14 protein-coding genes and 2 tRNA genes are annotated in these 14236 nt (G+C 27.0%); 5 read left to right on the top strand and 11 right to left on the bottom strand.

The features are described 5' to 3' along the window. Nucleotides 1-19: 19 nt before the first annotated feature. A complete protein-coding gene (locus BABL1_RS04530; protein WP_146617306.1) occupies nt 20-1993 on the top strand; it encodes an ankyrin repeat domain-containing protein in 1974 nt (657 codons plus the stop codon). A 304-nt stretch (nt 1994-2297) separates the two neighbouring features. Here BABL1_RS04530 and BABL1_RS04525 read toward each other — a convergent pair whose 3' ends face one another. From BABL1_RS04525 to BABL1_RS04475, 11 genes are all read right to left on the bottom strand, one after another. Next, nucleotides 2298-4085, bottom strand: a complete 1788-nt coding sequence (locus BABL1_RS04525) for an ATP-dependent DNA ligase (protein WP_023792959.1) — start codon at nt 4083-4085, stop codon at nt 2298-2300. Continuing rightward, complete coding sequence (gene pgsA, locus BABL1_RS04520; RefSeq protein WP_023792957.1) at nt 4072-4638, bottom strand: CDP-diacylglycerol--glycerol-3-phosphate 3-phosphatidyltransferase; 567 nt, start codon at nt 4636-4638, stop codon at nt 4072-4074. The genes BABL1_RS04525 and pgsA overlap by 14 nt, the downstream gene beginning before the upstream one ends. 37 nt (nt 4639-4675) lie before the next feature. Then, nucleotides 4676-4752 (bottom strand) — tRNA-Met (locus BABL1_RS04515). Nucleotides 4753-4898: 146 nt separating this feature from the next. Next, nucleotides 4899-6476, bottom strand: a complete 1578-nt coding sequence (secD, locus tag BABL1_RS04510; protein WP_023792955.1) for a protein translocase subunit SecD — start codon at nt 6474-6476, stop codon at nt 4899-4901. Nucleotides 6477-6513: 37 nt separating this feature from the next. Further along, nucleotides 6514-6600: transfer RNA gene (locus tag BABL1_RS04505), tRNA-Leu, on the bottom strand. A 77-nt stretch (nt 6601-6677) separates the two neighbouring features. Then, nucleotides 6678-7604: a hypothetical protein gene (locus tag BABL1_RS04500; RefSeq protein WP_023792954.1), complete on the bottom strand. Its 927-nt coding sequence runs from the start codon at nt 7602-7604 to the stop codon at nt 6678-6680. A 28-nt stretch (nt 7605-7632) separates the two neighbouring features. Beyond that, nucleotides 7633-8094, bottom strand: coding sequence for a pyridoxamine 5'-phosphate oxidase family protein (locus BABL1_RS04495; RefSeq protein ID WP_023792952.1), 462 nt, complete (start codon nt 8092-8094; stop codon nt 7633-7635). A 157-nt stretch (nt 8095-8251) separates the two neighbouring features. Then, nucleotides 8252-8791, bottom strand: a complete 540-nt coding sequence (locus tag BABL1_RS04490; protein ID WP_023792950.1) for a hypothetical protein — start codon at nt 8789-8791, stop codon at nt 8252-8254. Nucleotides 8792-8817: 26 nt separating this feature from the next. Continuing rightward, on the bottom strand, nt 8818-9684 hold the full coding sequence (locus BABL1_RS04485; RefSeq protein ID WP_023792948.1) for a DUF58 domain-containing protein: 867 nt from the start codon (nt 9682-9684) through the stop codon (nt 8818-8820). A gap of 39 nt (nt 9685-9723) precedes the next feature. Then, nucleotides 9724-10959 (bottom strand): serine--tRNA ligase, encoded by a 1236-nt coding sequence (gene serS / locus BABL1_RS04480; RefSeq protein ID WP_023792946.1) that lies wholly within the window; start codon nt 10957-10959, stop codon nt 9724-9726. A 135-nt stretch (nt 10960-11094) separates the two neighbouring features. Next, nucleotides 11095-11376 (bottom strand): HU family DNA-binding protein, encoded by a 282-nt coding sequence (locus tag BABL1_RS04475; protein WP_023792945.1) that lies wholly within the window; start codon nt 11374-11376, stop codon nt 11095-11097. Nucleotides 11377-11613: 237 nt separating this feature from the next. Here BABL1_RS04475 and BABL1_RS04470 point away from each other — a divergent pair, with 237 nt between their 5' ends. The 4 genes from BABL1_RS04470 (at nt 11614) to BABL1_RS04455 (ending at nt 14129) form a co-directional block, all read left to right on the top strand. Next, nucleotides 11614-12423 carry a TatD family hydrolase gene (locus BABL1_RS04470; RefSeq protein WP_023792944.1) on the top strand — a complete coding sequence of 270 codons (810 nt, stop codon included), beginning with the start codon at nt 11614-11616 and terminating at the stop codon, nt 12421-12423. 22 nt (nt 12424-12445) lie between these two features. Then, nucleotides 12446-13021 (top strand): RNA 2',3'-cyclic phosphodiesterase, encoded by a 576-nt coding sequence (thpR, locus tag BABL1_RS04465; protein WP_023792942.1) that lies wholly within the window; start codon nt 12446-12448, stop codon nt 13019-13021. Between the two features lie 157 nt (nt 13022-13178). Next, nucleotides 13179-13601, top strand: coding sequence for a hypothetical protein (locus BABL1_RS04460; protein WP_023792940.1), 423 nt, complete (start codon nt 13179-13181; stop codon nt 13599-13601). A gap of 30 nt (nt 13602-13631) precedes the next feature. Next, the gene (locus BABL1_RS04455; protein ID WP_023792938.1) at nt 13632-14129 is read left to right on the top strand and encodes a hypothetical protein; all 498 of its coding nucleotides are present in this window, start codon (nt 13632-13634) and stop codon (nt 14127-14129) included. The last annotated feature ends 107 nt before the right edge of the window (nt 14130-14236 follow it).

The raw sequence follows: 14236 nt of genomic DNA, 5'->3' as shown, positions 1-14236 counted from the left end.
AACATTTCCTGATACTAACATGATGATGATGATCCTTAAGCATTTAATGAGTAGCAATCCTCATTATAAAATTACCGATCCTATATATTGCGATATAGCAAATGAAACTGTTGATAATTTTACGGTTAAAGATTTTGAGTATTTAGTAAATTATGCTGATAAACTAGCACAAGATAGAAACTTTAAAGTAATTTACCCTTATGATTTATATCTCTCTTTAAGTAATATATTAAAAAGTAAAGCAAAGCCCTATGCGGTTTCTATAATTGATAATACAACATATTCTTTAGTTAATTATGCTTCTGTTAGTATAGGTTTATCAAACACTGAGAGTGCTGGGATCAACTGTGGACCAGTTAATGGTTCTAGCAGTTTTACCAATTCAAGATCTATAAGTAAAAATTTTCATAGCTGGACTAACCATACTACACATCAAGCGGATTTTAGAGAATTGGAAGACGATAAAAAATTCTTGAAAGAATCTTCTGAAGGAGAAATTAGTAATAAAAATACCAGATTAGATTATAGAACTAAAAAGGTCCCTAATTATTACTTAAGATTCACTTTCATTAAGCACTGCTTACAAAATAGAAAGCATAAGATAGATAAGCAACAATTAATAAAACTTACTAATGCTACAGATAAGCTAAGTTTATATACTATTAAGAAAGTATTAGAACTATCAGATGAAGTTTATTCTCTTAGAATATTAAATGAGCTAGAAAATAAAGACAACGGTCTAACTCTTGAAGATATAGTTCAAGGCGCTAAAAAAATAAACATTGATCTTGTTCTTAAAGATGATATTTCCTCTGCTCTTGATCTGAAAGTCACTAAAATTCTTTCTTTAATTAATTTTATGTCTTCAAATCTTAAATTTGACAATGACCTTTTAGAAAACATAATTAAAAATATAGAGAATATTAATCTCAGGGATAAGAAAAATACCACTGTATTAAATAAAGTTAAGTTTATAAATTGGTTTGGTTTAGATTTAGTTAAGTTACTGCTTGCTCACAAAGCAGATCCTACTTTAGTTGATTCTTATGGAAGAAACGTTTTGATGAATATTCTTATGATTAAAAATCTAGATGAAAATAAAATCTTAGATATTATGGATATTTTCAGTGACTCAGATTTAGATGTCATTATTAATTGTAAAGACAATAAAAATACTACTGCCTTAATTTATGCTTTTGATAGTGGCTATATAAAAGTTGCTAACAAACTAATAAGTTTAGGTGCTAATATGTATTCTATGAATAATATGGGCAAATTTGGTTTAAGTTGTGCTTGTGAGCAGGGTTGTAAAGACATAGTTGAGAGCTATATTCATAAAGCTGAACCCAATATTAATTATAGAGATTATTCAGGCAACAACATTTTTCTTTATGCTGCTAAATCAGGAAATGTCGAATTAGTTAAATTTCTTCTGGACAATAAATTTAGCATTAATTTTAAAAATTACTCAAACCAGACAGCACTTCATTTTGCAGTTCTTTCAGGAAATATTGAAGTGTTTAAAACATTGATTGATAAAAAAATTGATATTAATACTCAAGATAGCTCTGGTCAAACTGCTTTAACTTATCTAATTAATTGGTATTTTTCTAATAAAGCCTTAAGCGAATGTAAAAGCAAACTTCAAGTGTTGGGTTTTGAATCAAATAATGATATTTTGCAGAGATTTAGTAAACTACACTGCGGAAATTATATAGATAAAGCAGATTTAAAGAATATGTTAAATATAGTAGAGCTATTGATCTCAAAAGAAGCAAAAGTTGACCTTAAAGATAAGGATGGTAATACTCCATTAATTCTTGCAGTAAAATTTAATTGCGTTGAATTAGTAAAAATGCTTATTAAAGCTAAAGCTAGTATATATGTTATAAATAATCAACGTTATGCTCCAAGAGATATTGCTATAGAGAATAAAAATACCGAAATAATTAATTTAATAAATTCAGCTATGGGATCCTGTATACTTTCTTAATTAGAAATTACATTTTAACAAACCTGGTATTGCTTTCTAAGCAATACCAGATATAGTAATTAACTTTTAGCTAAATTAAAGTATTGTAATTAAATTTGATAATTAAGTTTGAGTTTATATATCATAATCTTTTAGTCAATATCAAACTAACAACAAAAAAATAATTTTTAATTTTAAGAATGTTAGAGCTAATTATGCTTTTTTACCCAAACTTTTATTTATTTGCTTAGATCAAATTCATGTTAAATATAGAAAATAAATTGGGATAAAAAAGTTATAAAAATTTAAATGATACAAATAATAATCAATCAAACTGTAAATCGTATAATCTTCTTAATTCTTGAGAAGTAGTTGCTTGCTGAGCATTTTTATCTAAAGCATAACTTATAAATCTAGGAAATCTAAGCGCAAGACCAGGAGAACTATCACTCTTAGAAGCAGTATGCATAGGAGATTGTGTAATTTCATCGGCTAAAACTATCACTACTATTTCTGGGTTTACCCAAACATCAGGTTCTAATTCTTGATTACAATCCACATTAAATGGCTTATGATTTACTTTGATTTTATCGCATTTCTCTTTTAATTCGCGCCATTCATTATCTTTTAAACCGGTACCAATTTTAGCAGTTGTTTCAAATCTATCGGTTTCTTTATTGTAAACTCCAACTAAAAATGCTCCTATTTCAAAAGCAGCTCTTTTTCCTCGGCCCTTATAATACCCTAATACAACTGCATCAATAGTATCTTGTAAATTACCTTCTTGATGGCGCTTTAATTTTATCCAATTAAAATTTCTTTTACCAGGTTTATAATCGGTATTTGGACGCTTAACAACAAGCCCTTCAAGTCCTTGAGTTATATTTTTATTAAAGTAATCGCTTAATTCTTGAGCAGTTTTACAGTACTCTTCTTCTATTAAAAATATTCTTTCTTGACTATTTAAATCTATTTTATCAGAAATAATCTTCAATAAAATTTCTCTACGTTCTTGATAAGATTTTTCTAAAACTAATTTATCATTAAAGTATAAAATATCAAAAATAAATAATCTTAAAGGCAAGTCTTGAGCTGCTTGATCAATGCCATGCTTTCTTTTACGCTTTACAGTTTCCTGAAATGGTAAAAATGACTCAGATAATTCATCATAAACTATAGCTTCACCTTCTATAATCATGTTTTTTATTTTAAGTGGATTAGATAGATCGTGTAAACAAAATTTATCGATTAAAGCTTGAGATAGATCTGGAAACATTCCAGTCATATTTTGTAAATTTCTTGAATAAAACCAAATCTGAGGATTTCCAAGATGACTATTATCTATATGTATTTGTAGCCTAAAACCATCTAATTTAGGTTGAGCAATGCAGTCACCCATTCTGTCAATAATTTCTAAGCAACTAGAAGCCCGTTCAGCTGCTGCCGGTCTTATTGGAATTGAAACCTGAGCATTTATTAATTTTAAGCCTTCTTGACCATGCAATTTAATTTGATAAGCAATTAACCCTAGATCAGCACAAATGTTATATTTACTTTCAATTTCTGATCTTAAAGATTTATCTCCAGCAAGGTAAAATGATAGACTATCGATAATAGTCATATCAGAAAATCCTAATCGCATAGTAGATAAAATAATACGAATAATAAAAGAAGCGCTCAAACTATCTAATTTCTTAAATAAGTTACTTAACACACCAGCTTTTTCTTCTTGAGAACCTGTTCCAGTAATCGATTGTAACTCAAGCAAGTTATTATAAACTTCTATTATATCAAGATTAGCGTCTTGATAAGGCCAGTCGGCAGAAGTAATTACTAAGGATAAATCACCAGCTTTTTTTTCTAATTTCTTAAATTCTGACAAATCTTGATTCAGTATTTGAGAGATAATTTTTTCTAAATTTTTTTGAGCAAAATTAAATTGATAATTAGATTTATAATCAGGACCTAGGTTTCCTAACGCAAGATAAGTAACGATTTGAGACTCTTCAGGAGACAAATTCTGATAAAGATCTTTAAGTTTATAGGTAATATTTAAACGAGAGCTTTCTTTACTAATTTGAAAAAAAACTTCAGCTAATTTACAAAATTTCATTAACATTTCCTAATCTTTTAATAAATATCAAAAAGTATTCTAGAGCCGAAAACATAGACAAGAATAAAGCAATAAATAAAAATAAATACTCTAGATAATATATAAATAAACTTTGATAATTATTTAATATGACACAAGTTAGATAACAAAATTGCATTAAAGTTTTAAATTTTGCACTCTGAATAACAGATATCTCAAAACCATGAGTTAATGCTACTTGTCTTAAACCCATAATAAAAAATTCTCTTGAAATAAAAATAATAGGAATATAAAAATATATTTTTCCCACTGATAAAAGTGTTATAAGTGTAGAAAACAATAAAAATTTATCAGCAATAGGATCTAATAGACCACCTAATAAAGTTTCTTGATTATACTTTCTTGCAAAAAATCCATCAAAAAAATCTGTAAGACCCAGTAGTACAAAAAAAATCGATAACATTAAATTTATATTAAAAGAATTAGTTGGTAAAAACCAAATAAGCAAAAAAGGCAAAATAGTTATTGAAGATATCAAACGTAAGAGAGTAAGTAGAATAGAAAAATTTAACAATATGTAATACCTATTTGACTTGCTGTTTTTTAATTATTGGTGGCGATGCAGGGACTCGAACCCCGGACCTACAGATTATGATTCTGCCGCTCTAACCAGCTGAGCTACATCGCCTAAATTATCTTAATACTTAAGAACTTTAATAAATTGCTTATATTTATATATTATAGCATATATGAAAAAATATGCAATTTATTTATTAAATTAAGACAGTAAAATTTTTCCAATCTTTAATTCAAATAAGAATATCAATAATTAAATTAAAAGCTAATTCTTTTAACTTTAAGAACATTAATAACAAAATTAAAGATCCATCTTAATAATATAAGACCAGTTATTAAAGTTGATACAATACCTATCATCATAGTTAATGCAAAACCTTGAATAGCAGGTGACCCAAAATAATAAAGAACAGCACCAACTATAAAAGTAGTAATATTTGCGTCAAGTATTACTGATGTTGCACCATTAAACCCATTATCCACTGCTTGAGGTAATGGAGTACCTGTATTTAAATCTTCTTTAATTTTTTCATAAATTAAAATAGAAGAATCGATAGCCATACCTAAAGTTAAAACCATACCAGCTATACCTGGCAATGTAAGAGTAGCATCAGGTATCAAAGCAAGTCCAAATAAAATAAATAATAAATTATAAAGCAATACTATAAAAGCAAATAATCCAGCCGTTTTATATACAAATATACTAAAAAGAAATAGTAACCCTAGTCCAATAGCACATGATAACAATCCTCTATAGATAGATTCTTGACCTAAAGATGGCCCTATTTGTCGCTCTTCCACAAATTGTACTGGCGCTACAAAGGAACCAGACTTTAAAAGCGACGCTAATTCTTTTGCTGAATCTTCTTCAAAATTACCAGATATTGCAGCTTCTCCACTACTAATTGCTTCATTTACAACCGGAGCTGATACAACCGTATTATCTATAATTATAGCAACTGGATGTCCAATATTATCATTAGTTAATTCATGGAACTTTTCAGCACCTTGAGAATCAAACTTCAAATTAACTGCATAAGAACTCTTAGATTTAGAGAATATATCTCTTTGCTGAAATCCGCTATTAACATCTTTTAGCAATCTACCTGTAACTTTTGCATAAGAGGATACCAAGTAATAGCCACTTTCTATAGAACCAGTTTTTCCTTTAACTATCATTGTACCTTCAGGAAGAGTATGTCCTAATTTTTCAAGTAATTGTTCTTCTGTTTTTGCATAGTCATAAATAGGTTTCATTTCAAGAAGAGCAGAACTTCCTATTCTTTCTTTTGCTCTTTCTGGATCACTAACGTTAGGCAATTCTACTACTATACTATTTTCACCTTGAGGAAATATAGTTATTTCTCCGGCACCAAACACATCTAATCTATTACGAATAATAGATATATTAGACTCTACAGCATTATCCTTAACTGTTTTAATAAACTGATTATTGAGAGAAAAATTTACTAATTTACCTTTTTGGGTTGTTGAAAGATTAGTATCAACACTAAGAAGATTATAAGCTTCTTTTGCGGCTTGTTCAGAATTAAATTCTAAAGAAGCCGTACCTTCAAATTCGTTAATTTTAGTAGAATTTGGAAGTACTATAGATTTCTTCTTTAAATTTTGAGTTACATCATCTATTCGTGATAAAAGTTCGTTTTTAACGGCTTCTTCTACTTTAACATCTAAAGTTAAATAAGTGCCTCCTACAAGATCTATTCCGAAATTTACATATTTCTTTATATTAAATAAAAAATATATACCAAACACAGTAATTGAAAACCAAACTAAAGAGCTTATAATTAGATAAGGGCGTGAAGCAAGATTCATTATAGTTTCCTTTTTTTTTTAATTTATCTTGAAAAATTGGTGCGGAAGGAGGGACTCGAACCCACACGGGATTTCTCCCACAGCCACCTCAAGGCTGCGTGTATACCAATTTCACCACTTCCGCAGTACTTTTTTTTAATAAATTATCACAATTCCTAGATCTTATCAAATTTTTTTAAAAATAATTTTTAAGTAATTTTATTATGATTTTTTAAAGAAGGAAAAAATATACTTAAAGAAATTTCCAATGCCCCTCAGTATTCTTTTAAACCAAGAAACTTTTTCTTTTTTTTCATTATCTTTAAGCAAAGGTTTCTTTTGAATATCCTCTTTTTTGGAATTTTCAGATTTCTCTTGTTCTTCAATCTCTTCTTTAGTTAAATCTCTTAAATAGATGCCCTTAGACTCTAAAACTGGAATATTTTGATTTAAAACGGAAAGTATCTGATCAAGCTTTATACCTGATTCAACTAAATAATTCTTAAGCGCTCCGGTGATATAATTTTTAATTAATAAAATATTGTCACCAGCATTCTCTATAGTTTCGTATAGAATTCTTGCTTTTTTATCATCAAGTACTTTTTCTATCTCTTCAAAACTATTAAGGGCACTTTCTTCATAACTTTCCGCTGATTTTAATTGATCAGATAAAACATTAGAAATAGAATTATCTATTTTGTCTTTCATTAAAGTTAATGACTGAAAATTAACTTTAAGATTTTCCAATATTTTTTTCTCATCATTAAGTTTATTCATAAGCTCCTGATCTTCATCAAGAAATTCTTGTTCAAGTTGTTTATTCAATTTCTCTATATTCTCATCTATCTTTCTTAAAAAAATATTACTATCTATTTTTAAAGATGTAATTGTTTTATTAAATTTACCTATAATTTGATTATACTTTTCTGTTAAATCTTTTTTACTATTATTTATTTGTTTCATTAAAGAAGCTAGCGCTTCATATCTTGGTTTAGCTTTTCTCCACCAATGAAGCTTCTCATACCAATTACCAGTATCCTTTTGATCAATAGTATTAATACCATTGTTTAAACACACTGAATAATTAATAGTCAAAACTACAAACGTATTAAAAAGTATAATAAACAACTTTGATGAAAAATTTTTCATAAATTTGTATTCCCAAACTCTTTAATAACTAAAGAACACGTGCAATATCTTTTAACTCATCCATTAATAATTTTGATAGTTCTTCTGCATCCTCTGAAGTATAGCTCCACTTTACACCTGAATCAACCTTAGTTAATAAAGATCTATCACTCTTTATATCTATTATATCGATCCTTACTATATTCATAAGAGGATGAACCATCGAAGGAGCTCTAACTACCCCCGCTCTTCCTAAAATGCTATAAGCAATATTATTATCATCCAGAAAACATAACATTACTTTCTTTTGCCAGACCATGTTATGATAACCAGTATGATCCTTATGTATAGACATTAAAATGCTTTCTGAACCTTTTGGATATAAACATTGTATTGGGGTGGTATGAGGTAATCCTTTTTCTGAGAATGTAGCTAAAATAGCAACTGCTCTACCTTGCTTGAGCAAATTAGTAAGATCTTCAGGTAACTTTACTCCAATGTGTTTTGCCATTTTTATTTTTCCTATAATTTTAGGTTTTATTTAGATTTTTTTAAACTAATATATTTTTACAATAAATTTAAAGTATAAAAAAGTAATGCCTATATATTTTACCAGATCTGTCAAGAGGAATCTAATATAAGCATTATTAATGTTATTAAAAAATATTTTAAATTTGCTTATGATCAACAATATTTTTAGACAATTTAGATACATTATTTATTAATAAAATCGTATTACTTACATCATACTCTAAAGATTCTTTAGCAACTTGAAAAAATGCAAATTTAGCATCTTGGGCGTTTTTTATTAATAACTTAATATTATATTTTATCTCTTGAGTACAATTAATAGTCTCAAAATAATTAATTAATTCTGAATCTGTCATTGCAAGAGAATTTACTCCATAACGTTTGCAAATATATCTCTTTAAAATTTCAGTCAACTTAAAATATAAATAATCGATTGTATTTTTATTATTATTTATTTCTTTTGTCAGTTTATCTAATTCTTTTTTTGCTATATATTCAGGGGAAGATCTTTTAAATTTTAAAAATAAATAACATAATAATAGTGTAGCGATAAATATAAAAATAGTAAAAAAAATTATAGTTATTATACCCAAATTAGATTCATAAAAAGAAACATCTAATGCTTTATAGTAATCACCATAATCTATATCATTTGGTAAATTATTATTCAAATCCATGATTCCTCTTTAAAATAAGCTATTTATTAATTGTTTTTATTTACACGCCTTGATAAAAAATTAATAAGACTATATTCAAAATTTTCTGAAGATATTGCATCAAAAAAGTCCACTTTTGCTAATTTAAACATATCTTCCTGAGTCTTAAACCAGGATTCTAAGTTATTATTAATTTTATTAATATTAGTGTTTATACAAAAACTATTACCAGTTTCTATATCCTTAAAATCAAGTATTCCTAAATTAGGCAAATGTCTTTCTCTTTCATCTAAACACCTAAATGCAATTATATCATGTTTTTTTAAGGCATATCTTAGTAAATTTTTATCAAAATCAATTAGAAAATCTGATATTAAGCATATTAAAGAATTTTTGATTTTCATTCTAGATATAAACTTTAAAACACCATCAATATGAGTACCTTTAGATTTAGGCTTAAAAGAGACGAGCTTATTAATTACATCAATAATATGAGCACGGGATGATTTTGCTGGTATAAAAAGTTCAATTTCATCAGTAAATAATATTAGACCTACTGAATCTTTACTATATAAAAATATTAAAGCTAATAACGTAGATAGTTCAAATATTAAATCAAATTTTAACTTATCTTGGGATCCATAAAAAACAGAACCTGAAACATCTATTGCTAAAAAAACTGAGCGATCTTTATCATCAAGATATTGTCTTATTAATAATTGATTAGATTTTGCAGAACCCTTCCAATCTATATAACGTATATCATCGCCATTTTGATATTCACGTAATTGGTTAAAATCAAATCCAAAACCTCTATTTCTACTTTTATAATCACCTGATAAATATCCTGATAAAATCTTTTTAGTTTTAACCTCTATTTTGCTAATGAATTTATATATTTCTTCTTTTACCATAATCGAACACCTAATAAAATAGCCAAATAATATACAATCTTAAAAAGTATTAATTACTACAGACTTTAAAACCTGAGGAATTTCCACTGTTCCATCGGGCTTTTGATAAGTTTCCATCAATGCTACTAATAATCTAGGTAAAGCTAGAGAAGAACCATTAAGAGTATGTACTAATTTAGTTTTTGAGTCATTAGAATATCTAATTTTGCTACGTCTTGATTGAAAATCTGTACAATTGCTTATGGAAGAAACTTCTTTATAAATTCCTTGAGCAGGCATCCAAACTTCAATATCATAAGTCTTTGAAGAAGCAAAAGAGGTATCTTGAGCAGCTAATAACATAATTCTATAATGAAGACCTAAAGATTTTAAAATATCTTCAGCGCAATTAAGCATACGCTCTTGTTCTTGTTTTGATATTTCTGGTCTACATATGGTATATAATTCACATTTTTCAAATTGATGAATACGAATTAACCCACGTTCAGCAGCACCATAACCACCTGCTTCACGTCTAAAACAACTTGTCCAAGCAGTCATTCTTATTGGTAGCTCATTATTATCTAAGATTTGATCTCTATAGATACTTGTTAAATTTACCTCAGACGTAGGAGTTAAATATAACTGATCTTTTTCAATTGCATAAACTTCTTCTTTAAATCTAGGAAAGTTACTTGCACCGATTAATGCTTTTTCATTTACTAGGTATGGTGGTAAAATAGGCGAATAACCATGTTTAATGTTGTTATTTAACATATACATCATCAAAGAGTATACTAATTTAACTCCTTGATTTTTATAAAGAGCAAAATTAGAAGCAGTCATTTTAACAGCAGCTTCAAAATCAAACCAATCATTAATTTTACCTAATTCTACATGATTTTTTATATCAAAGTTAAATTGTGGCTTATCAAGATATTCTTTAACCATTAAATTAGATTCTTTGTTTCCTGATGGAACATCAATATCAATTACATTAGGACACATTAAGTAAAGGTTTTCAAACTCTTTTTCTAGATTATCTAATTCAGGCTCTTTTTCTTTTAACAATTGTCCTACATGTTTTGATTGCTCTATAAGTTCTTTAGTAACGCCTTTTTTACCTTGATTTGCTAACTCATTTTTTTTATGTCTTAACTCTTCTACTTCTGATTTTAACTTTCTTAAAGATTTATCTAAACTTATCAATTTATCTACATCAAAGTCAGGATCTTTTCTTTTAATTAAATCTATAAAATTTTGCGTGTTATCTCTCAAAAATGTTAAATCGATCATAAAATCTCCAGTAATCTTTAAGTTAATATAAAATTCTCAATAAGTATAAATCAAATAATGCAAAAGATTAATAGAATTTAAAAAAGCCGCTCTTTAAAAGCGGCTTTAAGGTAAAAGCTTTTTCAGGTCAAAAATTTATCTTATAGAACGCATAACTTCTTTAAGAGTTTTGCCTGGCTTAAATTTCGCCACAACAGTTGAGGGTAATTGGATACGCTCTTTAGTAGAGGGATTAATGCCAATACGCGCCGGACGTCTTGAAGCTGCAAAAGTACCAAATCCTGATAATTGAATTTTGCCACCGTTTTTTAATGTACGTCCTACAATTCTTGCAAACGCCTCTAGAAAACGAGCAACTTCTCTTTTTGGAAATGTTGTTTCTTCACTTAATGAGTTAATTAACTCAGTTTTATTCATACGATAAACTCCTTCACTTTTTATTGTATGTTATACACTGTTATATACTGCCTTTAAATTAATTATCTTAATAATTTAAGATCAAATTATTTATAAACTATTATCTAAATTATTACAATTGAATTATATAATAAAATTATTTAATAGTTTGTCAAATTTTATTTAATCTTATAGACTAAAACTAATTAATTCATTTTTAAATTTAATATACAAAAATCAAAACAAAAAGAGAGACCTATGCTCATCGATACACATTGTCATATTAACATAATGATAAAAAAAGATTTTGATATACTATTATCTGAAGAAAACTTTGAATTAGCACAAATAATAATCGATCAAGCTTATAATAACGATGTAAAGATCTTACTAAATGTTGGCACAAGTCTAATAGAAAGCATAAATTCTGTCAACCTAGCAAAAAAATTTACTTCAGTCTATGCTGCTATTGGTATACACCCCAATGACTTAACACAAAATTTTAAGCAAGATCTAAAAGAAATAGAAAAATTACTAAAAAATAAAATAGATAATAAAATAGTAGCAATTGGAGAGTGTGGCTTAGATTTTCACTATCCAGATTATGATATAAAAAAGCAAATAGAAGCCTTTAAGATGCAAATAGACTTTGCTCTTGAGAATAATCTAGCATTAGTAGTTCATTCAAGAGATGCTTATCAAGAGACTTTAGAGATTTTATATCAATTTAAAGATAGCAACTTACATGGGACTATTCATTGTTTTTCTTATGATCTTAATTTTGCCAAAGAATCAATTAACCTAGGATTTAAAATAGGAATAGATGCACCTATTACATACCCCAAAAATAACGTATTACGAGAAGTTGTAAAATCTATAAATCTTAAAGATATATTACTTGAAACCGATGCTCCCTTTTTACCTCCTCAAGCTTTAAGAGGAAAACAGAATCATCCTCTTCATATAAAAACTATTGCTCATTTTATTGCAGAATTAATTAATGTAGATTATGATCTAGTTTCAACACAAACAGCCATAAATGCAAAAGAAGTTTTTAAATTTACATAATATATTGAATCCGTGATACTAAATGATACTATTTGTAGCAATAGATTTAGAAAATATAATTGAGTTAAATTTTATACAAAAACAATTAAAGAATAAATTAGAAAATTTAGATTTAAATTTAAATTGGGTTAATCCTCAAGATTTTCACATTACTTTGGCTTTTATAGGAAAAATAAAAGAGGAAAATTTAGATCAACTTAATTTAATCTTAAATAATATAAAATTTTATAAATTTAAAATAAAGTTAGAAAATTTAGAATTAAATAAAAGTAACAATATTATTTGGATAAAAGTAAAATCAGACGAATTAGAAGAACTTGCACATAAAATTAAAGAAATTTTACATAAATCTTTAAAATTAGATAATCACATAAATTTCAAAAGAACTTTTATACCACATGTCACCATTTTAAGAATAAAAAATGAAATTTTAAGTCAAGAGGAATATAAAAAAATACAAAATATTTTAGATCAAATAAATTACAATAAAGTTACTTTGGCTATAAATGAGTTTTGTTTATATGAGTCTAAAAGAGATATCTTAAATCATTTAAAAAGTTCCAAATACCACAAGATTAGTAACTTTAACCTATATTAAAATCAAAAATATATTTAACTTCAATTTTTTAAAATAAAAGTTAAATATAATAAAAAATAAAAATATTGCAAATGTGCAATAAAACAATTTATACTGATTTATAATGAGAGAAAATATAAGCATTTTAAATTTAAATTATTTACAAGGAATATAAATAATGAAATTCATTAGACATCTTTTGAGTTTAATTTTGATTTTATCGACAAATACTTTATTTGGAAAATACAAAATAGAAAGCATAGACAGAGATAATAACAAAGCTACAATAACCGTTAAAGAAGATCTAACAGTCTATAAATTAAGTGGTGAAATTATAGATACCACAAATAATAGTGTTGGAATTGAACAAAATAATGCTTGCTCTGTTATAGAATCTGTCCATCCATCTTTAAATCACATAGTAGTTTGCCAATTAGGACAGGTCTTTTACGTCAATAGTAAAGAAGAAAATTCAACAGATATTCCTGGTTGGGAAAGTGAAAATAAACATAATTATATTGGGCAAAGGTTGATAAAACCAAATTCAGATTTTTATATTCCGGAAGCGGTAAAGAGAGTATCATATTTTAAAATTGACTAAATAAAATAATAATATAAAAGGAGATAAATAATGAAAACACTTAAATACTTATTAAGCTTAGCGTTAATTGCAATATCAACTCAAATAGGAGCTTACATCATACAAGGTGAGACAGAGAAAAACTTTAAATATACTCTTGAAAGTGTAGAGGGTAATAAAGCTACTGTAGTTCGTCAAGAAGGTCTATTGGGTAGTAAAAATGCTTCAAATGTAGAAAAACTTGAAGGATATGTGATAGATACCAGAAATAACAAAGCTGGCATTGAAGAAAATGATATTTGTGCTGTAGTTAGCGAAGATGCTGAATCTGCAACATCTGGACATGTAGTAGTATGTAAATCCGGTAAAGTAGTTAAAGATATCTGTAAAGAAACAGGCTCTTCTACTGGAACTCCTCCATGGTTAGGTGAAGATAAATTCATTGGTTTAAGAAACTTAAACGAAGAAGAAGGTTCTCGTTTAATGGGTGCTGGAAGAAGAGAAGTTTACACTGTATGTAGCGTACATGCAATGGGTACATTAGAATAATTAATCATAAATTATATTAAAGTAACCATATAATAAGTTTAAACTTATTATATGGTTACTTTAAGTCTAGTAAATTTAAGTGTCTTTTTTTCAATTGATATCTCTTA

The organism is Candidatus Babela massiliensis (genome assembly GCF_000513475.1).
Lineage (GTDB): Bacteria > Babelota > Babeliae > Babelales > Babelaceae > Babela > Babela massiliensis.
The sequence above is the reverse complement of the archived record's forward strand: the minus strand, read 5'-3'. Positions and strand labels throughout refer to the sequence as shown.

What these genes read in the sequence shown, in the direction of transcription:
- BABL1_RS04530 (WP_146617306.1), top strand. Translation starts at nt 20, where the DNA reads ATGATGATGATGATCCTTAAGCATTTAATGAGTAGCAATCCTCATTAT.
- BABL1_RS04525 (WP_023792959.1), bottom strand. Translation starts at nt 4,085, where the DNA reads ATGAAATTTTGTAAATTAGCTGAAGTTTTTTTTCAAATTAGTAAAGAA.
- secD (WP_023792955.1), bottom strand. Translation starts at nt 6,476, where the DNA reads ATGAATCTTGCTTCACGCCCTTATCTAATTATAAGCTCTTTAGTTTGG.
- BABL1_RS04500 (WP_023792954.1), bottom strand. Translation starts at nt 7,604, where the DNA reads ATGAAAAATTTTTCATCAAAGTTGTTTATTATACTTTTTAATACGTTT.
- BABL1_RS04495 (WP_023792952.1), bottom strand. Translation starts at nt 8,094, where the DNA reads ATGGCAAAACACATTGGAGTAAAGTTACCTGAAGATCTTACTAATTTG.
- BABL1_RS04490 (WP_023792950.1), bottom strand. Translation starts at nt 8,791, where the DNA reads ATGGATTTGAATAATAATTTACCAAATGATATAGATTATGGTGATTAC.
- BABL1_RS04485 (WP_023792948.1), bottom strand. Translation starts at nt 9,684, where the DNA reads ATGGTAAAAGAAGAAATATATAAATTCATTAGCAAAATAGAGGTTAAA.
- serS (WP_023792946.1), bottom strand. Translation starts at nt 10,959, where the DNA reads ATGATCGATTTAACATTTTTGAGAGATAACACGCAAAATTTTATAGAT.
- BABL1_RS04475 (WP_023792945.1), bottom strand. Translation starts at nt 11,376, where the DNA reads ATGAATAAAACTGAGTTAATTAACTCATTAAGTGAAGAAACAACATTT.
- BABL1_RS04470 (WP_023792944.1), top strand. Translation starts at nt 11,614, where the DNA reads ATGCTCATCGATACACATTGTCATATTAACATAATGATAAAAAAAGAT.
- thpR (WP_023792942.1), top strand. Translation starts at nt 12,446, where the DNA reads ATGATACTATTTGTAGCAATAGATTTAGAAAATATAATTGAGTTAAAT.
- BABL1_RS04460 (WP_023792940.1), top strand. Translation starts at nt 13,179, where the DNA reads ATGAAATTCATTAGACATCTTTTGAGTTTAATTTTGATTTTATCGACA.
- BABL1_RS04455 (WP_023792938.1), top strand. Translation starts at nt 13,632, where the DNA reads ATGAAAACACTTAAATACTTATTAAGCTTAGCGTTAATTGCAATATCA.